This is a genomic window from Priestia sp. P5, assembly GCF_029522155.1.
GTDB classification, from domain to species: Bacteria; Bacillota; Bacilli; order Bacillales; family Bacillaceae_H; genus Priestia; species Priestia megaterium_E.
Window position 1 is genome coordinate 254,625 of sequence record NZ_JAKWFJ010000002.1, and the last position, 20,516, is coordinate 275,140.

The following is a 20,516-nucleotide window of genomic DNA, read 5'->3' on the forward strand; positions in this document are numbered from 1 at the left end:
CTTTTACGTTCATTACTCTTTCGTCCAACTGTCGATTAACTTTTTATGTTTTTTTACCCATTTCTGTGCTGCTTCTTCAGGGTTTGAAGATTTTTCAACTTGTGACAGAAGAGGACTGATTAATTTATCGTTCATCTGTGCATTATTCATCCATTTTATGACTTGAGGATTTGTCTTTTTAAATTCCTTGCTTGTCATTGTGTAAATGTTGTCAGGGTCTCCAAACGAATTTTTAGGATCTTTTAAGTATTTGATGTCAAAGTCTGCAAAAGCCCAGTGAGGATTCCACATAGTAACAACAATTGGTTTTTTGGCATCATAGGCTTTGCGCAGTTCACTGAGCATAGCTGCCTCAGACGATTTTACAAGCGTATAGCTTTTAAGGTTATAATCTTTTAACGCCTGTTCGGCTAATCCGTTAATGCTGGAGCCTGGGTCAATTCCAATAACTTTGTTATCGACATCAGAAGCAACCTTAGCAAGGTCTTCCGTTGTGTTCACATCTTTCATGTAGGCGGGAACTGCAAATCCTAAGCGTGCGTTTTTAAGCCAAGGGTCTTCGATATTCACTTGATCTTTATACTTTTTGTAAAAAGGCGCATCTGTTGTAGGAAGCCATGGTGCAAACGAAATGTCAATGTCGTCATTAGCTGTTCCTACCCAAACACCGGCTTTCTCTAAGAAAACAGTTCTAACCTTATAACCTTGATCTTCTAAAATCTGTTTCCATACGTACGTGTAGGCAATGTTTTCAGTATAGTTATTCATGCCGATGGTAATGGTTTTTTTATCTTTAAAGGCGCCATTACCGTTGCCGCAAGCTGAAGTAATAACTAGAAGAAAACAAATCATGCTGATTAAAAATAGTTTCTTCATGCAATGTAACTCCTTTATAAAGTTTTAAATCAATATGACTGATATGTAGAACGGATGCTAAACACAACGAAGTGTATACCCGGTTTTTTTAGGTGATAAACATAGAAAATATAAAATGTGAAATAGAGTGGGTGATTTTTCGGCGTTGCAAAGTTATTTTTAGCTAAAAATGTACATCGTAGTTAAGAGAAATTATGGGAAATAAATGGATAAAATAAGTGACTGTAGAATCAGTCTTACATGTTATCACTCTTTTTTTTACTCCGTCAACTTCAAGTCAAGAGTAATCAGGCAATTAAGCCGTATAAATATATACGAAAAAGTATCTTTTTAATAAAGTTATTTTTCAGGAAAAATAGTTGATTAAAGAGCTTTGCATCAGCTTTTACCTTGAATTGTAAAAGGAAGAAAAATAACAGTGAGACATATAAAAAGAGCGAGGGTAAAATGATAAAATAAAAAAATATTTTTGAAGCCGGCATGCGATCGATTTTTTAATTAAATTTAAAGATTCAGAAAATTTTATCTTGCATAATTCGCGTTGCTTATAGTAAAATGAATGAAAGTCATTCATTTTATAGGTGGAGGGAAAGAGTTGGTTACAAGCACAAGTGAAAAATACGATAAAATCTTACAGGCAGCGATTGAAGTTATATCTGAAAAGGGGCTTGATAAAACGTCAATTTCAGACATTGTAAAGCGTGCAGGCGTAGCTCAAGGAACTTTTTATCTTTATTTCAGATCCAAAAATGCCCTTGTTCCTGCTATTGCAGAAAACTTACTTTCTTTGTCGCTTGAAAAAATTAAAGAAAGAGCTAAAACAGCAACAAATTTTTTAAGTACATTAGAGGTAATGATTGACGAAACGTATAAAACAACAGATGAATATAGAGATGTTCTTGTTTTATGCTATTCGGGGCTCGCTTTTGACTATTCATTAGAAACATGGGAAGCTATTTATTTACCTTATTACAACTGGTTTGAAGAGGTATTAAATGAGGCTGTGAAAAAAGAAGAAGTCATCAAACAGCTTAACGTTAAATGGACAGCTAAAACGATGATCAATTTAATTGAAAACGCTGCTGAACTTTTTTATATCGGGCGAGAGCAAGATGTCACACTTGAACAATCGAAGGAAGAACTTTTTCAATTCTTAAAGCGTTCTCTTGTGCCATCCGTGTAATATTAGCGCTGCTGATATTACACCTATCAAAATGACTGACATTCATTCAAAATATATAATGAGTTATCAGAAATATAAGTTTTTTCTTTTAAAATGACTGACAATCAGTCGTTATTTAATAAGGAGGTATCTTATGGATCGTACAGCCGTTAAAACGTTAACTTTAAATATGTACATAAACGGAGAGTGGAGAAAAGCAGAGAAGCAGCGCTCTACTGTTAACCCAGCGACAGGTGAAGTAATTGGATATGCTGCAGAAGGCAGCGCAGAAGATATGAAAGCAGCAATTGAAGCAGCACGGGAAGCCTTTGACAGCGGAATTTGGTCTGAGACTTCTGCATCTGAAAGAGCAGCCATCTTATTCAAAATTGCCGATAAGCTTGAGGAAGCGAAAGAGGAATTAGCAGCGCTAGAAATAATGGATAACGGAAAGCCCTATCGTGAAGCTGAGGCTGATGTGGAAGATGCAGCTGCTTGTTTTAGGTATTACGCTGGGTTGATTACAAAACCAGACGGTCAAACGTACAGTGTTCCTGCACCTATGCAAGCAATGGTTATAAAAGAACCAATCGGGGTGTGCGGGCTGATTGTACCTTGGAATTATCCGCTGTTGATGAGCGTGTGGAAAATTGCACCTGCTTTAGCTGCAGGAAATACGATTGTATTTAAACCTTCTGAAGTGACACCAGTTACTCCTACAAAACTTTTTGAGATTTTAGAAAGCGTAGGATTGCCAAAAGGAGTAGCAAACCTTGTTATGGGAGCCGGAGATACTGTGGGAAATACGCTTATTCAAGATAAGCGTGTTGATAAGATTTCCTTTACAGGCGGAACGGTAACAGGAAAACACATTATGCGTCAAGCAGCAGAGAATGTAACGAAAGTCTCTTTAGAACTTGGAGGAAAGTCACCGAACATTATATTTGCTGACGCTGATTTTGAAACAGCTGTAGATTATGCCTTATTTGGAATTTTTGCAGGTAGCGGCCAAATTTGCGCTGCAGGTTCTCGTATTTTAGTAGAAGAAAGCATTGCTGAGAGATTTATCGAACGTTTTGCAGAGCGTGCTCAAAAAATTAAAGTAGGAAATGGAATGGATCAAGAGATTGAAATGGGCCCTCTTGTAAGTGAAGAACATATGAAAAAAGTATTAAAGTACATCGAAATTGGAAAGCAAGAAGGCGCTCGCCTTATATGCGGAGGCAATCGAATCACCAGCAGTGGATTGGAAAAAGGATTCTTTGTAGAACCTACGGTTTTTAGTAACGTTACGTCACATATGAAAATTGTGCAAGATGAAATCTTTGGGCCTGTTGTCGTTATTCAAACGTTTAAAGACGAAAAAGAAGCTATTAAGCTTGCAAATGATACGGAATACGGTTTAGCAGGCAGTGTGTTTACAACCGACGGTGCAAAAGCTCTTCGAGTGATTAAAAAGCTTCGTGCGGGCATCACTTGGGTGAACACGTATCATTTTACATTTAACGAAGCGCCTTGGGGCGGATATAAGCAGAGCGGAATTGGTCGAGGACTGGGCACGTTTGGATTGGAAGAATTTCAAGAAGTAAAACAAATTAATATTAATTTACAAGTAGAGCCAATCGGCTGGTTTAAAAATTAAAAGTAGAGAAGGAGCGATATTAAAATGAATACAGTGACGAAAAATCAAGAGGTAAACAAAGCATATGGTGAAGTAAACGAATATATCAACAAAGTATTGGGGCTTATTGAAAAAAGCGAAGTGTCAGCTGAAGAAGCACAGTGGATTACGAAAGAAACAGTAGACGGATTTCGTGAGCATGTCAACCCGGGCTTTTTGGAATATCGCAAAACAGTAACGGTGGATACGCAGTTTGCAGCTGTTGAATGGTCAGATGAAGGCTCTTGTTTTACGGATGTAAACGGTAAAAAATACATTGATTGTCTGGGCGGATTTGGAATTTATAATGTAGGGCACCGTCATCCTAAAGTAGTCAAAGCTGTTCAAGATCAGCTTCAGCGTCAAGCGCTCCATAGCCAAGACTTATTAGATCCACTTCGTGCGATGCTTGCGAAAATTTTAGCAGATATTACACCGGGGGATTTGAAGTATTCCTTTTTCACAAACAGCGGAACAGAAAGTGTAGAAGCCGCTTTAAAATTAGCGAAAATGTATAGTGATCGAACAACGTTTATTTCCACAACACGTTCTTTTCATGGGAAAAGTCTAGGTTCTTTATCAGGTACGGCAAAAGGCATGTTCCGTAAACCATTTCTGCCGTTAATTCCAGGTTTCCGTCACGTACCGTTTGGTGATATTGACATGATGCGCAAAACATTTGAAACGTGCGCGCTTGTAGGGGAAGATGTGGCAGCTGTTTTATTAGAACCAATTCAAGGAGAAGGCGGCATTATTCTTCCTCCTGAAAATTATTTAAAAGAAGTGCGTGCACTATGTGATGAGTACGACGCTATCTTAATTTTTGATGAAGTTCAAACAGGTATGGGACGTACCGGTGAAATGTTTGCATCAGAACTATATGATGTTGTACCCGATATTTTATGTCTTGCTAAAGCGTTTGGAGGAGGAGTTATGCCTGCTGGCGCGGTTGTAGCAAAAGAAAAAGTGTTTTCAAGCTTCTTTGATAATCCGTTTATGCACACAACAACGTTTGGAGGCAACCCGCTTGCCTGCGCAGCGGCTATTGCAACTATTAACGTGTTGATTGAAGAACAGCTGCCAAACCGCGCGAAAGAGCTAGGGGAATACTTCCTTGCTGGTTTAAAGAAAGCTGCTGAAAAACATGGAGATAAAGTACTTGAAATCAGAGGGCAAGGTTTAATGATTGGAATTGAATTTCACCAAGATGAAATTGGCTACGCGCTTTCTAAAGGTATGTTTGATGAAGGAATTCTAGTAGCCGGGACGCTTGTAAACTCTAAAACAATTCGTATTGAGCCACCGTTGACTATTTCAGCGGAAGAAGTAGATCAAGTCATTTCTACATTTGAAAAAGTATTAAATGAGCTAAGCAACCAATAAATGTAACAAGGAGCAATGAATATGAATCGTCAAACGTTTCTTATTCCCGTATTGCTTTCGATGATTTTAGTAGTACAAATGCCTAGCGACTAACTGAAATTATCGAAACGGAGGAGTAAATCATGAAATATCCATTGTCCCCAGATGTCAAACCAGAATTTTGTACAACGGGCTCATTTATGAGGCTTCCAGCGGAAAGAGGAAATGCAAAAGTAGGGCTAGTAGGAATGCCGTTTGATACGGCGGCATCTTTCAGAGTAGGTGCGCGTTTTGCACCTCAAGCCATTCGGCAAGCTTCCATGACGCTGTTTCCTTATCACCCGGTACACGACGTATACCCATTTGATGATACAAATGCCATTGATATTGGTGATGTGCCGGTTATTCCGCATAATATTCACAGAAGCTATGAATTGATGGAAGAAGCGGTAGGAGCTCTTATGGATAGAGGAATCGTTCCAATTGGAATTGGAGGAGATCATTCCGTTACTTTAGCAAGCCTTCGTGCTGCTGCTAAAAGATATGGCCCAGTGGCTATGATTCATTTTGATTCTCATACAGATACGTGGGATACGTATTACGATGAAAAATATTGGCACGGATCTCCTTTTATACGCGCATATGAAGAAGGGCTAGTAGACCCGAAGAAAGTTTTTCAAATTGGTATTCGCGGGACATTAAATCATCCGGGAGATGTTCAAGAAAGCAAAGACCTCGGTTACCATGTAGTAACGGCAGGAGAGCTTGAACGTCAGGGATTTTCAATGATTTTGGAGCAAATGAAGACAGCGATTGGAGATACGCCGTGCTTTTTAACATTTGATATTGATTTTGTTGATCCTTCTTGTGCACCAGGCACGGGAACGCTTGAAGTAGGCGGATTCAGCAGCAGAGAAACGCTGCAAATGATCCGTTCTCTAACGGGATTTAACTATGTTGGATTTGACTTAGTAGAAGTGTTACCTTCTTATGATCCAACTCAGATAACCTCTTTGCTTGCAGCTACAATTATTCATGATTTTGCTAGTTTAGTTGCAGTGAAAACGAAAAGATAGTCATTGGATACGATGATTGAATAACGGCTTGTAAGCAGAAATCCCTCTTATTCAGAGGGTATTTCTGCGTTGATATAGCAGGAGATTAGGAACATATAGCTATTTAAAATAAAGCGCTTTCATAATATGATAAAAGAAAAAGATAGTTTGTTAGCAACCCTTACCAACTTAAAGAAATAAATCATATATTTGCTATAGTAAACGTAACAACTCTTTATATAAAAATGAATGAAAGTCATTCATTTTTATATAAAGAAATTAAATACAGGCATTTATGGATTTAATTGTCAGAATGTTCTTAATAAATAGAAGGGGGAAGATAAATGAAACATGAAACAGTAACATTAAAAAGATCGTTGAAATTATGGCAGATTGTATTAATGGGGATCGGATATATGACTCCGATGGTAGTGTTTGATACGTTTGGGATTGCGTCTGATATGACGAATGGACACGTTCCCACGTCTTATATCATAGCCCTTGTCGGGATGCTTCTCACGGCAGTAAGCTACAAAAAGATGATTCAAGTGTTTCCAAATGCAGGGTCAGCTTATACATATACGCAAAAGACAATCAATCCACATTTGGGGTTCTTAGTTGGCTGGTCTGCACTAATGGATTATCTCTTTTTACCGATGGTTAACGCACTTATTTTTCAAATTTATTTATCATCTATTTTCCCTTCGGTACCATCGTGGATTTGGGTTGTCAGCTTCGTCATTATCGTTACGCTGCTAAATTTACGAAGCGTTAATTTCACCGCCAATTTCAATACGTTTCTTGTTGTATTTCAAATGACGATTTTAGTATTGTTTGTTGCTGTTTCGATCAAAGCCTTGCTAGGCGGAATGGGGGAAGGTACTCTTTTTTCTATGAAGCCTTTCTTTAATCAGAACATGACGTCATCAGGACTAATAGCGGGAGCCACACTTATGTGTTTTTCCTATTTAGGATTTGATGCAGTGGCTATGTTATCAGAAGAAACGCCTAATCCTAAAAAAACGATTCCGCAAGCTATTTTTTTAGTTGCGTTAATCGGAGGAGTCATGTTTACTGTGACATCTTATTTTATTCAAGCGGTTTTTCCAACGTTAGAAGGATTCAAGCATCCAGACGCTGCGGCTCCTGAAATCGCTATGTATGTGAGCGGTACGCTGTTTCAAATTGTCTTTTTAGCTGGAGGAATTGCAGGAACATTATCATCAGGCATGTCATCGCATGCAAGCGTTTCGCGTTTATTATACGTAATGGGACGCGATCGAATTTTACCTCAGTCATTTTTTGGCTATGTTCATCCTAAGCTGCGCACTCCCTCGCGAAATATTGTATTAGTCGGAGTTGTATCAGCAAGTGCCATTTTCTTCAGTCTGGCAACAGCTACGTCATTTATTAATTTTGGAGCACTCATTGCGTTTTCTTTTGTTAATATTTCGGTTATTGCGCACTATGCTGTTCATCAAAAGCAGCACCGGTCGGCTAAGGGTTTTTGGTCATACATTATTATGCCACTATTGGGAGCAGCAGCGATTGGCGTTTTATGGCTTAACTTGGAGCGCAACTCCTTTTTACTTGGTATTGGCTGGGCGATTGCTGGTTTAGTTTATTTAGTGTATGCAACGAAAGGTTTTAGAAGGCAGCTGTCTTCCATTGAGTTTAAGGAAACAGAAGAAATGTCACCTTTGATGAAAGTCGGAGAAAAGTAAGGATAGAAACTACCTGTTTAAGTCTATCTTATTAAGGAAGCCACATTTATGGATTACGTATTTTGAACGTGTTACTATGTAAGAATGATAAGATAGAAAAAGGTAGGTAAATTATGATTAAAGCAGTTGTGTTTGATTTTGATGGATTAATTATTGATACAGAATCAGTGTGGTATGAGGTATATCGCGAAATGTTAGAAGACAGGGGAGTAGATCTACCGATTGCAACGTTTGCTTCTTATGTGGGAACGGATGCTACGGCACTTTACGATTACTTGCTTCAGCAGTTTAACAATGAGTTCACAAAAGAGGAACTAGCTCAAGAATCGTTAAGACGTCATCAAGAAAAAATGAAATCATTAGTAGCCCGAGAAGGTGTAGCGGAGTACTTGGCAGAAGCAAAAGAACTTGGATTAAAAATTGGTTTAGCAAGCAGCTCATATCGAGACTGGGTAACAGCATTTTTAAAAGAGCTAGATTTGCTGCACTATTTTGAAGTCATTCAAACGCGCGATGATGTAGAAAAAGTGAAGCCAGATCCGGCTCTTTACCGAAATGCAATTGAAAAGCTAGGAGTAGAGCCCTCTGAAGCTTTAGCATTCGAAGATTCTTCTAATGGAGCAAAAGCTGCTATGGCAGCAGGCTTGCGCTGTGTGATTGTACCAAATCCGTTAACTAAACATCTGTCATTCGAAAGATATCACTTACACATCGAATCGATGAAAGAGAAAAGTTTAAAAGAAGTGATTCAGTATCTTTGTATTGAAGATTAAAAAGAAAGGACGCTCCTACTGCGTCCTTTCTTTTTTTATGGAATAGATATAATTTTTTTAATTAAAAATAACGAATCAGCTTGTTTAAATAGATAAAACTGATATAATGATAACGATTATCAGTTTCAAGAGTCAATTATCTACATAAAGATACAAGCAGGAGGAATGACATTTGAATAAGAAAAAAATAGGACTGCTGGCTTTTATTACAATGCTGGCAATCGGAATGCTTATCGGCTGCAGTAGCACGAATAAGGAAAATTCAGCTGATGAAAAAAGTGAAAAAACAAGAGTGGTCAAACATGAGCTTGGAGAGACAAAGGTAAAAGAGAATCCAAAGCGAGTAGTCGTATTAGAGTTAGGTTTTATTGATGCATTGCTAGATGCTGGTATTAAACCTGTAGGAGTAGCTGATGATGATAAAGCAGAACAGCTTATTGATAAAGATGTGCTAAAAGAAATCAAAGGATACAAATCAGTTGGCACGCGAGCACAGCCAAGCTTGGAATCGATTAAACTGCTGAAGCCAGATTTGATTATCGCTGATTCAGAACGTCATAAAAATGTATACAAAGAATTATCAAAAATTGCACCAACGATTGAGTTAAAAAACTTAAATGCTAATTATGATGATTTACTAAATACAGAGTTAAAAGTAGGAGAAGCGGTTGGCAAGAAAGCAAAAGTTGAAAAAGTGGTAGAAGAGCATAAGCAAAAAATGAAGGATTTAAAAGAAAAAGCACCAAAAAATCCGGGCAATGTACTTGTTATCGCTGATGCAAATGGTAATATTAATGCTAGAACTTCAAATTTCTTTACAACGGGTGTTCTTGAGCAATTAGGCTTCAAAAATGCATTAACAGATCCTACAAAAGAGTACAGTGTAAAAATGACAATGGAACAGCTCGTAAAAGCAGATCCGGACAAACTCATTGTTATGCGAAATGAAAAAGGTCATACGCCTTTAGCAAAACAGCCATTATGGAAAGAGCTAAAAGCGGTTAAAAATAATCAAGTGTATGAAGTTGATGTATTTAAATGGTCTCTTCGCCGAAGTGTACAAGGTGCAAATGGTATTGCAGATGAAGCAGAAAAGTTATTATTTGAAGGCAAATAATAACGAAGAAAAGAACAATCCAGCGGGGTTGTTTTTTTCTTTTTATTGAACTTTCAAATGGAAGGAGGCGCAGTCTACTATGAAAGCTGTTCACGGCTTATCCAAAAGAAACAAATCTCCGCTTCGTATAATAGCTATCTTTCTTGCGGTTATTATTCTTTTACTGATTTCAATGTTTTTATCTATTTCCATCGGTTCTATACATATTTCTTTTGAAACGATTAAGCAAGCTATACTAAATTTTGACGGATCAAAAGAACAGTCTATTATTCAAACTGTCCGTCTGCCTCGCTTACTGGTAACGGCATTTGTGGGCGCTAATTTGGCTGTCGCTGGAGCGCTGATGCAAGCATTAACTAGAAATCCATTAGCTTCTCCTGGTATTTTTGGTATTAACGCCGGCGCATCAGCGGCAATGGTATTTTTAACGGTTTTAGTGCCTAGTGTAAGCATGATTGGCGGGGTATTTGGTGCATTTTTAGGAGGCGCATTTGCTGCTGTTATTGTTTATGTCATGAGTTCGTTGATTAAAGGAGGCGACAGTGATGTAAAGCTTGCTTTAACAGGTGTTGCTATACAAGGTATGCTTATGTCTCTCACGCAAACGCTGCTGATTTTTAATGAAAGCAAAACAGAAGGCGTTATGTTCTGGCTCACCGGTTCAGTTATTGGACGAGATTGGGGACATGTTCATGTATTGGTTCCTTTTAGCATCGTCGGTCTGCTTATTGCTTTTGGTCTGGGAAGAGCGTCTTCTTTATTGTCTTTAGGCGATGACGTAGCTAGAGGACTCGGACAGCGCGTCTTTGCCATTAGAGCGTTCACGGCAGTTGTTGTGATTGTATTAGCAGGTGTTTCAGTGGCTATTGCGGGTCCTATTGGCTTTGTAGGGCTTGTTGTTCCTCATATGGTACGCTATTTAATAGGTGTAGATTACCGGGTCGTTTTGCCAATGAGCGCGCTGCTTGGTGCATCTTTATTGCTGTTAGCAGACGTATTGTCACGATTTATTACATACCCGTATGAGACTCCTGTAGGTGCAGTAACAGCGTTGCTCGGAACGCCGTACTTTATTTACTTAGCGAGACGTAAAAAAACAGAAAGGAAGGCATGAGTTATATGCAGACTGTCAATAAAACAAAAAAGCAGCCATCTCGATTCAAGTCTGTCGGCCTGTTTATCATTCTTTCTGTCTTAATTATAGCGCTGAGTGTGATAAGCCTCAGCTTAGGAGACATTAACATACCTCCTCTAGACATTATTACGTCTTTTATTGGTATTGGCGATCCTGACTTGACGTCTATTTTAGTAGAATTTCGTCTGCCTCGTATTTTGCTGGCTATGTTAACGGGAGTCGGCCTAGCTGTGTCCGGAGTCGTCGTACAGTCCATTATGAGAAATCCGCTCGCTAGCCCAGATACATTAGGTCTATCAAGCGGATCAGGATTAGCAGCTGTTGCAGTCACTATTTTACTGCCTTTAGCAAGCCCATCTGTTTTATCCGCCGCTGCGTTTGCAGGAGGCTCGCTTGTCTTTGTCATCGTCTATTTGCTTGCTTATAAAAAAGGAGTAGAACCTATTCGGTTTGCATTAATAGGTGTAGCAGTCAGCGCTTTTTGTTCATCCGGTATTCACTTGTTAATTTCAAAAGCAAATCCAAACGTAAATGCGGCACTGATTTGGCTGAGCGGCAGCTTATGGGGAAGGACATGGGATCAATTAATTGGTTTACTTCCCTGGGTCGTTATATTAGTACCGCTGATTTGGCTGTTAGCTGCCCGATTAGATTTAATTCATTTAGGTGATGAAGTGGCTCGAGGACTAGGGGCTAGAGTAGAGTTAATTCGTCTAGTATTGCTAGCAAGCGCAGTGGCAATGACGGCTGCGGTTGTATCGGTTGTTGGCACCATTGGTTTTGTAGGGCTTATTATTCCTCATGTGGCCAAACGGTTAGTGGGACCGAGACACAAAAAATTGATTCCTACAGCCGCTTTGCTTGGCGCTTTATTTGTACTAGCGGCAGATTTAATTGGGAGAGGAATTGCTCCTCCAATTGAAATTCCAGCTGGGCTAATCATCGGCATTATCGGTGCTCCATATTTTCTTTATTTATTGTGGAGAGAATCTAAGAAATAAGCTCGCGCTTTAGCGCGAGCTTATTTTTATTCCAAGTGAATTTTGGGAAATGGAATATGCGGAGGCTCTTCTAGCCATCCTTGTTCAATACTTATTCTTGATACTTCTTTGGCATATTCCAAAATTTCAGTCGTGAAGTTTGTATAGTTTAAAGCGAGATCTAAACGGGGGCTTGTTGACATCGCAAGCCCGTAGCCACGTACATTTTCAGTAATCATCGCAGCTAGGTGAAACATCATGAGTTTTTCTGAAAATGGAGGAACAGAAGACTTTTCTACTCCGTAATCCCACTTCATTGTGACCGGTATGTTTTCTACCATTAGCGGTTGTGACAGGGATTCAATGTGCTGCTGTACCTGCTCTCTACCCTTTAACAAAAAAGCTTGAATTTCCTGAGAAGGAGCTGTTTGAGCAAACCCTAAAATTAAATCCTTTGCAATTAAGTTCGTCTGTATGCTTGACACGATATGGGAAATTTCAATGACCGTTAACGGCCGCTTTTCATCAAAATAGCTTCCTAAGAAGAGTTCTTTATCGTTCATATCAGACGCATCTGCAATAGGAATAGGCGGAAGCTCTATAAAAATTTGTTTTTCTAACAACAAATCTGTAATCGTTTGATTAAGCTTTTCTGCTTTTAACAGCAAGCTGCGAAAAAAAGATCGTACATCATTTCTTGCGGCAACATCGACGCCCGTAGTTGCTGATAGCAGAAGGATATTTGAAATATGCTTTAAATAAAGCAAATAAAAAGAATCCGAAAATAATTTTGGAGCTTCAGTATCAAGGTCTTCTTCTCCGAAACCCAGCGGGATTGGCATATTTTCTTTTAAAAAGATAGCAGTGAGCGTATCACTGTTTTTTGTTGTGATGTGCAGTGTACCTTGAATCGCTTTTTGAATCTCTAAATCGTCTACATGACACAGAAATTGTTTGAGCATACAAGAAATCGCTTTATCGTTCATATATTGCTTCCAAATAACAGCCATCTCAGCGGCTGATAGTGGAGAAAATGATTGATTATTCATAATAAACTCCTCATGCTAAGTAATTAACAAGTTTCTAAAAGGTTACCAACTAGTATAAGTCAAAGGAAGTAAGATAAACACTATAGAAAGTAAAAAAGGTATCAACATTTTACTATAAGAGTAAACGTCATGCATAATTTAAAGGTTCTTTTAGCAAAAGAAGGGCGCAACCGCTTCTTTCTTGCAAAGCAGAAATAAAACCGAAATAATAAATGAAGAAAGTTAGGCAAGAAAGGAGTTTCATTATATGCCAGAAGGTCCAGAAATTAGACGAGCAGCCGACGAAGTGGAAAAAGCAATTATCGGTCTTCCCGTTCGCGAGATATGGTTTGCTTTTCCATCTTTACAGCATTACGAAGAAGTATTAACGGGTGCTCGTATTAAAAGGGTAGATACAAAAGGGAAGGCTATGCTTATTCGTTTTGACAACGGCTATACCATTTATTCACATAATCAGCTTTATGGAAAATGGTATGTACGTTCATCTTACAATTATCCATCTACAAACAGACAGCTGCGTCTTGCTATTCATAATGAAAAGAAATCAGCGCTGCTCTATAGCGCTTCTGATATTGAAGTATTGCGTGATGAAGAAGTTTCTGCTCATCCTTTTGTATCAAGAGTAGGTCCGGATATTTTAAGTGAAGAAGTAACGGCAGATGAGCTTTTAGATCGCTTTTACTCTAAGCCATTTTACCGCAGAAAATGGGCGTCGCTGCTGCTAGACCAAAGCTTTATAGCGGGGATTGGAAATTATTTGCGCAGTGAAATCCTATTTGTAGCGGGAATTAATCCTGCAGCTCGTCCGGTAGACTGCACGGAAGAACAGCTTGAAAAGGCAGCTGAAGCAACCATTTCTCTTGTAAAACAGTCTTATAAAACAGGTGGCATTACAAATGATGTAAAGCTTGCTGAAGCGTTAAAAAAGAAAGGGCAAAAGCGCTCTGCATACCGCCACTGGGTTTTTAACCGTGAAGGAGAAGCTTGTCGAATTGACGGCACGCCTATTCTAAAAGTCCAAGCTGCTTCTAGAAGGCTTTATTACTGTCCTACTTGTCAGAAATAGCGGGATTATTCTGCTATTTTTTTGATGTGGAAATGAATGACTGTTCATTTTTGTGATATAGTTAAAAAGTAAAGTCATAATCTTAAGGGGAGGGATAAGATGGAATGTAAAGCAGGAGATACATTTACGTGGCAAAGAACGTTTCAAGAGGAAGAAATCATGCAGTTTGCGGAGATGACTGGAGACCGGGGCAAACATCATATAGAACGTGACGAAAAAGGGCGGCTAATGGTACATGGACTTATGACTGCTAGTATTGGGACAAAGATAGGGGGAGACTTAAACTACATTGCAAGAGAAATGGTGAGTGAATTTCTTCGTCCAGTTTTTGCAGGAGATACAGTTACCTGTGAATGCATATTAACTGAAGTAGAAAAAGCAGATGGTTTTCAAAAAGTGAAAATCAAATCAGTGTATCGAAATCAACAAGGTAAAGAAGTACTGATAGGGACAAGTAATGGAATTATAAGAGATTGAAATGAAAGCGCTAACGAAAAATAAGTTATGAATGTTGTTAGAAAAGTCACGGATTCGTGACTTTTTTTATTGTGCAATTTCCTTCTTTTGTTGGTTACCATTTAAATGTAAATATGGTAATTTAGTAAAGTTGAGTTTCATAAATGGTAAAAATGTGTATTTACTAAGTACATAGATTCTTATTTTTGGAAAAATATTTAAAAAGGAGTTTCTTAGATGAAAAAAATAATGAATACCGGCTTAGCACTATCATTCGCTCTATTGCTTTCGGCATGTGGGATGCCGTCTTCAGAGGAATTAACGGGTGACGTGAAAGAAGCACAAGAAAAGGTGAAAAATGTTCAAGTGAAAGTCAATGGGAAAGAAGAAGGATCGTCTGATTACAAAGTCAACGGAGTACAAGAGTTTGATTTTAAAAGTAAAGCAGGTTACATTAACACAAAAATGAACGGTGAAGAATTGAAGATGTATCATGACGGTGATGAAACGTTAGCTGTGGCTGGAGAAGAAAGCACAAAAGTACAGGGAGAAGAAAAAAAGTACGTTAAGGCTTTAATTAATAACTCTATGGAGCTTCAACAAAATCCAATACGCTACTACCAAAAATATGATAAAAATCTTCCAAATGAATTTGACGTCACCGAAAAAGACAAAGAGTATGTATTAACATTTAACGGAGACAAAGACAAAAAGCAAAAAATTGTAGCAGATGATGCTAAAGCTTATTATAAAATAACAAATCAAGGCAGCGATACTGCTGTAGACCTTGACCAAATTAAAGGAAAAGATTTTTCGCTTATTGTGACAATTGATAAAGAAACGAAGCAAGTAAAGAAAGTAGTAAAAAATCAGTCGTATTCAGTTAAAGTAGACGGAAAAACAGAAAACTCAAAGTCTAAGCAAACGTATACGTATACATATAACCAATTAGACAATGTAACAAAACCAAAAGTGGAAGCAAAATCTGCTGCTGCTTCTAAAGATAGCAGCACGGAAACGCCAAGTAAAGAAAAGCAGGCTGCCTATGCCAAGGAAGCGGGACAATACGTTGATGCTTTAATTCAAGCCACTGTTTATCAAAATACAGATCAATTTGTTGCCAAACATCCGAATCAGCACGATAAGAAACAGGTAAAAGAAAAAGGGGAGTTCCAAAAGAGTTCGTTTGTAGAGTTTTTTGAAACGAATTTTAAAGGTGCTTTATCATCATTGAGCTCAAATATAACCGATGAGCAGTTAAACCAAGTAAGCAGCGCTTTTCTAAAAGCTCTTTCATCTACAAAATATAACATTAAAGATGCAGCGTATAGTGCTGAAGATGATGCGTACGTTGTACAAGTCGAAATTCAAGGATTTAACGATGCAAGTGTATTAGCGGAAGTCATGACACCACTTGCAGAAAAATATCAGGCGGGTGAGCTGAGTAACGAGCAGTTAGTAAACGAACTTATTAACGGAGTAGCAAAACGCTATCGTGAGCCAGTTGAATTACTTCCGGCAAAAACAGTCCCTGTACACGTTATAAGAAATGGTGAAAAAGATTACGAAGTTTTAATGCAAGATGAGTATCTGTTAACATTTGCTCAACAATCATAAATAGACATAGAAAAAGATTTCAGCTATATGCCTGAAGTCTTTTTCTATGTTCGTTTAAAATATAATTTTAAAAATAAAATAAATTATTGAAATTATATTTTAAAGGAATTATAATAACCATAACTTCACTACATGATGAAAAAGTAGCTAAAAAAATGAATGAACAGCTTACATTATTAACACAGAGTCCCAAAATGAGCAGACCATGAAGATAGATACGGCTAGTACAAAAGAAATTTCGCACGTAATGAATAAAGAAGATCAAAAAGTGGCGCTGGCTGTGCAAGAAGTACTTCCAAACGTAGAGGTAGCAGTTGAGTTTGTAAGTGAATTATTTCAAAAGGAAGGCCGGCTTATTTATGTTGGTCCGGGAACAAGCGGACGACTGGGAGTATTGGATGCTGTTGAATGTCCCCCTACTTTCAGTACCAATCCCAATCAGGTACAGGGACTGATGGCTGGAGGAGAAAAAGCATTTGTGAAAGCAGTTGAAGGTGCAGAAGATAAAGAAGAATTGGGAGCAGCAGATTTACAAAAAATTCATTTGAATGAACGAGACACAGTCATTGGAATTGCTGCAAGCGGACGCACTCCTTATGTGATTGGTGCATTAAGATATGCAAAATCTGTAAAAGCTAAAACGGTGGCCCTGTCTTGCAATGGTAATTCTCTTATTGGAAAAGAAGCGGACCATAGTATTGAGGTGGTAGTAGGTCCAGAAGTGCTAACAGGTTCCACAAGGTTAAAAGCAGCAAGCGCTCATAAAATGATTCTCAACATGATTTCTACCGCGGCTATGATCAAAGTAGGAAAAGCGTATGAAAACTTAATGATAGATGTTCATGTGAGTAATGAAAAGCTTAAAGAACGAGCGATAGGTATTATTTGTAAAATTACAGGTGTTTCTTATGAGCAAGCAAGTCAAACGCTTGAAGAAGCAAATAATGAGGTAAAAACAGCAGTGGTTATGATCAAAACAAATGAAAATTACGATACCGCAAAGACGTTACTGAATAATGCGGGGGGTTATGTGAGAAAAGCGATTGAACATTACGTATAAAGGAGAGAAACGATGTCAACAGGCGGATTAACAATGATTAAAAACACGGTGGCTAAGCTTCCGGATTCGGAGAGGAAAATTGCTGAATATATTTTAAACAACCCGCATACTGTGGTAAACAGTACGGCTGGGGAACTAGGAAGACTAGCGAATGCGAGCAGTGCCGCTGTTATTCGTTTGTGTAAATCTATCGGGGTTAGCGGCTTTCAAGAATTAAAGGTAAGAGTAGCCGGTGATTTAGCTAAAGATACAGAACAAGGATACCGCGATATTGAAACAAACGAAACGATTCAAACTATTGTCAAAAAAACAGTAAGCAACAGCATTCAAAGTTTAAGTGATACGGCCGAGCTTGTGAATTATAAAGAAGCAGAGCGGGCTGTTTTGACATTGATTGAAGCCAAAAACATTCATTTTTTTGGAATCGGTGCTTCACATATTATTGCTATGGATGCGCAGCAAAAATTTCTTCGAATTAATAAAAATGCGACGGCTTTTGCAGATAGCCATCTAGCAGCTACACTCATCGCAAATGCAAGTAAAGACGATGTAGTTGTGGGCATCTCTTTTTCAGGGGAGACCCCTGAAGTAAGCAACGTCTTATCTTTAGCTAAAAATCGCGGAGTAAAGACGATTAGCTTAACTAAGTACGGACAGTCTACCGTTTCGTCTTTAGCAGATATTTGTTTGTATACGTCTTATTCTCAAGAAGCGCCGTTTCGAAGCGCAGCTACATCGTCTCGTTTAGCCCAGCTTTATGTGATTGATGTTTTATTTTTAAGTATTGCAGCGCAGCAGTACGACCAGACGATTGAGTATATTGACAAAACAAGAGATGCCATTCAGTTTTTGAAAGATAAAAAATAAAAAAAGAAAGCGATTACAAAAAGGGGATTTTGTGGTCTGTTTCCTCAGTGGCGTATCCATCTAAGAGGAAAATACAAAGGGGGATTAACATGTCTTTAGATAATCATCAATTAGCAAAGGCTGTTTTGGAGATGCTTGGGGGAGCATCCAATATTGAAGCGTATACGCATTGTATGACGCGGCTGCGCGTGACTGTAAAAGATGATTCAATCGTTAAAAAAGCAGATATACGAAAACTTGAAGGCGTGCTCGGGTTAGTGGAAGAAGAAACGCTGCAAATCATTATTGGTCCTGGCAAAGTGAACAAAGTAACAGAGGAGTTTGGAAAGTTAATTGATGAATCCGGCGGTATTAACTTAGAAAATCGTGCAGCACAGCGGAAATCGGAGCTAAAAGAAAAAAATGCAACTCCGTTTAAGCTCTTGCTTCGCCGAATTGCAAGTATTTTTATTCCGTTGATACCTGCTCTTGTAGCATCTGGACTTATTACTGGAGTGACAAAAGCAGCTGTGCAAGCGAAGTGGCTTCCGGCGGATTCACAGATTGCTATTCTTTTAACCGTTATCGGGAGCGGTTTATTTGCTTATCTTGGTATTTTAGTAGGTATTAATGCCGCAAAAGAGTTTGGAGGTTCGCCAGCTCTAGGAGGCTTAGCCGGTATTTTAGTCATTAATCCTGCCGTAGCTGATATTAAACTTTTTGGGGAAGCACTTCTGCCGGGGCGGGGTGGCTTAATAGGCGTGTTGCTTGCAGCAATCTTTATGGCCGTGTTAGAAAAACGAGTACGTAAATTTGTCCCTCAGTCACTGGATATTATTATTACACCAACCGTTACGGTGTTAATTACAGGAATTATTACGTATGTGGTATTCATGCCAATCGGCGGCTTGATTTCAGACGGAATCACAAAAGGTCTTTTAGGAGTTTTAGAGGTTGGAGGAGTTGTAGCAGGCTTTGTGTTAGGAGCAACGTTCTTGCCGCTCGTCATTACAGGACTGCATCAAGGTCTTACTCCTGTTCATTTAGAGCTTATCAATTCGATTGGAGATGATCCGCTTCTTCCTATCCTAGCAATGGGCGGAGCGGGTCAGGTAGGTGCCGCTTTTGCTATTTATATCAAAACAAAGAAAAAACGCTTAAAGCGAGCAATTGGAGGCGCACTTCCTTCAGGGCTGCTTGGAATCGGAGAGCCGCTTATTTTTGGAGTCACACTTCCTTTAGGGCGTCCATTTTTAACCGCTTGTCTTGGAGCTGGAATCGGCGGAGCGTTTCAGGCGCACTTCCATATTGCAACTGTAGCAGTGGGAGTATCGGGTTTGCCGCTTACGTTTTTAGTTCAGGCGCATCAAATTCTTCTTTATTTACTTGGGTTAGTTATTGCTTACGCAGCAGGCTTTATTTGTACCTATTTCTTTGGGTTTAACGATGAAATGGCGAGGGAGTTTGAATGATTGGCATCTCGTTTTATTTAAATGATAGTGATGCTAAAAAAAGATTAATAGAAGCAAGCGAGTGCGGCGTCACACGCGCATTCACTTCGCTTCACATTCCAGAGGAAAAAGGAGCTTTGGTTGAAAGGGCAAAAGAATTGCTTCATGTGGCTAGAGATTGTGGAATAAGCGTGTATGCGGACGTATCCAAATACACTCCTGTTCATTTAGGTATCGAAAGCCTTATGACTCTGTCTTCACTTGGCGTATCAGGAATTAGACTAGACGATGGCTTTAGCACAGAAGAAACTCTTTCACTTGCGAATGAATTTTATATTGCTGTTAATGCAAGTACGTTATCCAAACAAGAAATTGAAGCACTCTTATGTGCAGGTCTTCATCATCATCAGCTGCTTGCGTGGCATAATTTTTATCCGCGGCCTGAAACAGGGCTTGAAGAAACGTTTTTTCAACAGCAGACAGATTTATTTAATGAACTTCGTATTCCAGTCTGCGCTTATATTCCTGGAGAAGGCGAAAAGAGAGGCCCTATCTATCAAGGCCTTCCTACTAGAGAAAAGGACCGTAATAGATGTCCTTTTACCTCTGCAGTAGATTTGTACGGGTGCGGAGTAGCGGAGATTTATATTGGAGATCCATCCGCCGATTTAAATCTATTAAAGCATTTAGTTCAATATCAGGAAAGCCACACTCTTCCGCTGCGCATTCGTTCACCTCATATACAGGGAACATACAGCGTGCGTCCGGATGTATCAAGAGACGTTCTGCGCTTAGTTGATACACGATCTGTAAAACCAGTGCCGCCATTTCATACAGTAGAACGCAGGATCGGAGCAATTACAATGGACAATGATGGCTACGGACGTTACAGAGGAGAGGTTCAAATAGCTAAAACCCAATTGCCTGCAAATGCGAATGTGAACGTGATTGGGTATGTGATAGAAGAAGATCATGAGCTGCTTTCATTAGTGAGGCCGGGGCAAAAACTTGAGCTTATTCCTGTCTGAATGGAAAGACGGAGTATTTTTAAAGAAGCCGATAGCTAACTAGTAATCTTACAAAAACAAAGAGCACACTGCTTGAAGAAGGTGTGTGCTTTTTATTTT

Annotated in this window: 18 protein-coding genes; 16 read left to right on the plus strand and 2 right to left on the minus strand. The window is 38.9% G+C overall.

Annotated features, from left to right (window positions below; all coding sequences use genetic code 11):
• Positions 1–12: 12 nt before the first annotated feature.
• The gene (locus MMB69_RS18160; protein WP_014461435.1) at positions 13–876 is read right to left on the minus strand and encodes a glycine betaine ABC transporter substrate-binding protein; all 864 of its coding nucleotides are present in this window, start codon (positions 874–876) and stop codon (positions 13–15) included.
• Positions 877–1,471: 595 nt separating this feature from the next.
• Here MMB69_RS18160 and MMB69_RS18165 point away from each other — a divergent pair.
• The 9 genes from MMB69_RS18165 (at position 1,472) to MMB69_RS18205 (ending at position 11,865) form a co-directional block, all read left to right on the plus strand.
• Positions 1,472–2,059, plus strand: a complete 588-nt coding sequence (locus MMB69_RS18165; RefSeq protein ID WP_013081888.1) for a TetR/AcrR family transcriptional regulator — start codon at positions 1,472–1,474, stop codon at positions 2,057–2,059.
• 133 nt (positions 2,060–2,192) lie between these two features.
• Positions 2,193–3,680 (plus strand): aldehyde dehydrogenase family protein, encoded by a 1,488-nt coding sequence (locus MMB69_RS18170; RefSeq protein ID WP_277448144.1) that lies wholly within the window; start codon positions 2,193–2,195, stop codon positions 3,678–3,680.
• Between the two features lie 24 nt (positions 3,681–3,704).
• Positions 3,705–5,081, plus strand: coding sequence for a putrescine aminotransferase (locus MMB69_RS18175; protein ID WP_028412134.1), 1,377 nt, complete (start codon positions 3,705–3,707; stop codon positions 5,079–5,081).
• A 122-nt stretch (positions 5,082–5,203) separates the two neighbouring features.
• The gene (gene speB, locus MMB69_RS18180; protein ID WP_277448145.1) at positions 5,204–6,136 is read left to right on the plus strand and encodes an agmatinase; all 933 of its coding nucleotides are present in this window, start codon (positions 5,204–5,206) and stop codon (positions 6,134–6,136) included.
• 323 nt (positions 6,137–6,459) lie between these two features.
• Positions 6,460–7,839: an APC family permease gene (locus MMB69_RS18185; RefSeq protein WP_221784372.1), complete on the plus strand. Its 1,380-nt coding sequence runs from the start codon at positions 6,460–6,462 to the stop codon at positions 7,837–7,839.
• 113 nt (positions 7,840–7,952) lie between these two features.
• Entirely contained in the window at positions 7,953–8,612 is a 660-nt protein-coding gene (locus tag MMB69_RS18190; RefSeq protein WP_014461428.1) for an HAD family hydrolase, read from the plus strand.
• A gap of 172 nt (positions 8,613–8,784) precedes the next feature.
• Complete coding sequence (locus tag MMB69_RS18195) at positions 8,785–9,729, plus strand: ABC transporter substrate-binding protein (RefSeq protein WP_195695267.1); 945 nt, start codon at positions 8,785–8,787, stop codon at positions 9,727–9,729.
• 79 nt (positions 9,730–9,808) lie between these two features.
• Positions 9,809–10,843, plus strand: a complete 1,035-nt coding sequence (locus MMB69_RS18200) for a FecCD family ABC transporter permease (RefSeq protein ID WP_116515214.1) — start codon at positions 9,809–9,811, stop codon at positions 10,841–10,843.
• Between the two features lie 5 nt (positions 10,844–10,848).
• A complete protein-coding gene (locus tag MMB69_RS18205; RefSeq protein WP_277448146.1) occupies positions 10,849–11,865 on the plus strand; it encodes a FecCD family ABC transporter permease in 1,017 nt (338 codons plus the stop codon).
• Positions 11,866–11,891: 26 nt separating this feature from the next.
• On the opposite strand, the gene MMB69_RS18210 is transcribed toward MMB69_RS18205, so the two are convergent.
• The gene (locus tag MMB69_RS18210) at positions 11,892–12,893 is read right to left on the minus strand and encodes a DUF3231 family protein (protein WP_277448147.1); all 1,002 of its coding nucleotides are present in this window, start codon (positions 12,891–12,893) and stop codon (positions 11,892–11,894) included.
• 247 nt (positions 12,894–13,140) lie between these two features.
• Here MMB69_RS18210 and nei point away from each other — a divergent pair, with 247 nt between their 5' ends.
• From nei to MMB69_RS18245, 7 genes are all read left to right on the plus strand, one after another.
• A complete protein-coding gene (gene nei / locus MMB69_RS18215; protein ID WP_221812594.1) occupies positions 13,141–13,959 on the plus strand; it encodes an endonuclease VIII in 819 nt (272 codons plus the stop codon).
• A 99-nt stretch (positions 13,960–14,058) separates the two neighbouring features.
• Positions 14,059–14,436, plus strand: a complete 378-nt coding sequence (locus MMB69_RS18220) for an FAS1-like dehydratase domain-containing protein (RefSeq protein WP_013055587.1) — start codon at positions 14,059–14,061, stop codon at positions 14,434–14,436.
• 216 nt (positions 14,437–14,652) lie between these two features.
• The gene (locus MMB69_RS18225; RefSeq protein ID WP_221812593.1) at positions 14,653–16,032 is read left to right on the plus strand and encodes a DUF6612 family protein; all 1,380 of its coding nucleotides are present in this window, start codon (positions 14,653–14,655) and stop codon (positions 16,030–16,032) included.
• 205 nt (positions 16,033–16,237) lie between these two features.
• Positions 16,238–17,092, plus strand: coding sequence for an N-acetylmuramic acid 6-phosphate etherase (gene murQ, locus MMB69_RS18230; RefSeq protein WP_221812592.1), 855 nt, complete (start codon positions 16,238–16,240; stop codon positions 17,090–17,092).
• 12 nt (positions 17,093–17,104) lie between these two features.
• Positions 17,105–17,959 (plus strand): MurR/RpiR family transcriptional regulator, encoded by an 855-nt coding sequence (locus MMB69_RS18235; RefSeq protein ID WP_042992307.1) that lies wholly within the window; start codon positions 17,105–17,107, stop codon positions 17,957–17,959.
• A gap of 89 nt (positions 17,960–18,048) precedes the next feature.
• Complete coding sequence (locus MMB69_RS18240) at positions 18,049–19,410, plus strand: PTS transporter subunit EIIC (protein WP_221812591.1); 1,362 nt, start codon at positions 18,049–18,051, stop codon at positions 19,408–19,410.
• Positions 19,407–20,417, plus strand: a complete 1,011-nt coding sequence (locus MMB69_RS18245) for a MupG family TIM beta-alpha barrel fold protein (protein ID WP_221812590.1) — start codon at positions 19,407–19,409, stop codon at positions 20,415–20,417. The genes MMB69_RS18240 and MMB69_RS18245 overlap by 4 nt, the downstream gene beginning before the upstream one ends.
• Positions 20,418–20,516: the final 99 nt, after the last annotated feature.

What these genes read in the sequence shown, in the direction of transcription:
- MMB69_RS18160 (WP_014461435.1), bottom strand. Translation starts at nt 876, where the DNA reads ATGAAGAAACTATTTTTAATCAGCATGATTTGTTTTCTTCTAGTTATT.
- MMB69_RS18170 (WP_277448144.1), top strand. Translation starts at nt 2,193, where the DNA reads ATGGATCGTACAGCCGTTAAAACGTTAACTTTAAATATGTACATAAAC.
- MMB69_RS18175 (WP_028412134.1), top strand. Translation starts at nt 3,705, where the DNA reads ATGAATACAGTGACGAAAAATCAAGAGGTAAACAAAGCATATGGTGAA.
- speB (WP_277448145.1), top strand. Translation starts at nt 5,204, where the DNA reads ATGAAATATCCATTGTCCCCAGATGTCAAACCAGAATTTTGTACAACG.
- MMB69_RS18185 (WP_221784372.1), top strand. Translation starts at nt 6,460, where the DNA reads ATGAAACATGAAACAGTAACATTAAAAAGATCGTTGAAATTATGGCAG.
- MMB69_RS18190 (WP_014461428.1), top strand. Translation starts at nt 7,953, where the DNA reads ATGATTAAAGCAGTTGTGTTTGATTTTGATGGATTAATTATTGATACA.
- MMB69_RS18200 (WP_116515214.1), top strand. Translation starts at nt 9,809, where the DNA reads ATGAAAGCTGTTCACGGCTTATCCAAAAGAAACAAATCTCCGCTTCGT.
- MMB69_RS18205 (WP_277448146.1), top strand. Translation starts at nt 10,849, where the DNA reads ATGCAGACTGTCAATAAAACAAAAAAGCAGCCATCTCGATTCAAGTCT.
- MMB69_RS18210 (WP_277448147.1), bottom strand. Translation starts at nt 12,893, where the DNA reads ATGAATAATCAATCATTTTCTCCACTATCAGCCGCTGAGATGGCTGTT.
- nei (WP_221812594.1), top strand. Translation starts at nt 13,141, where the DNA reads ATGCCAGAAGGTCCAGAAATTAGACGAGCAGCCGACGAAGTGGAAAAA.
- MMB69_RS18220 (WP_013055587.1), top strand. Translation starts at nt 14,059, where the DNA reads ATGGAATGTAAAGCAGGAGATACATTTACGTGGCAAAGAACGTTTCAA.
- MMB69_RS18225 (WP_221812593.1), top strand. Translation starts at nt 14,653, where the DNA reads ATGAAAAAAATAATGAATACCGGCTTAGCACTATCATTCGCTCTATTG.
- murQ (WP_221812592.1), top strand. Translation starts at nt 16,238, where the DNA reads ATGAAGATAGATACGGCTAGTACAAAAGAAATTTCGCACGTAATGAAT.
- MMB69_RS18235 (WP_042992307.1), top strand. Translation starts at nt 17,105, where the DNA reads ATGTCAACAGGCGGATTAACAATGATTAAAAACACGGTGGCTAAGCTT.
- MMB69_RS18240 (WP_221812591.1), top strand. Translation starts at nt 18,049, where the DNA reads ATGTCTTTAGATAATCATCAATTAGCAAAGGCTGTTTTGGAGATGCTT.
- MMB69_RS18245 (WP_221812590.1), top strand. Translation starts at nt 19,407, where the DNA reads ATGATTGGCATCTCGTTTTATTTAAATGATAGTGATGCTAAAAAAAGA.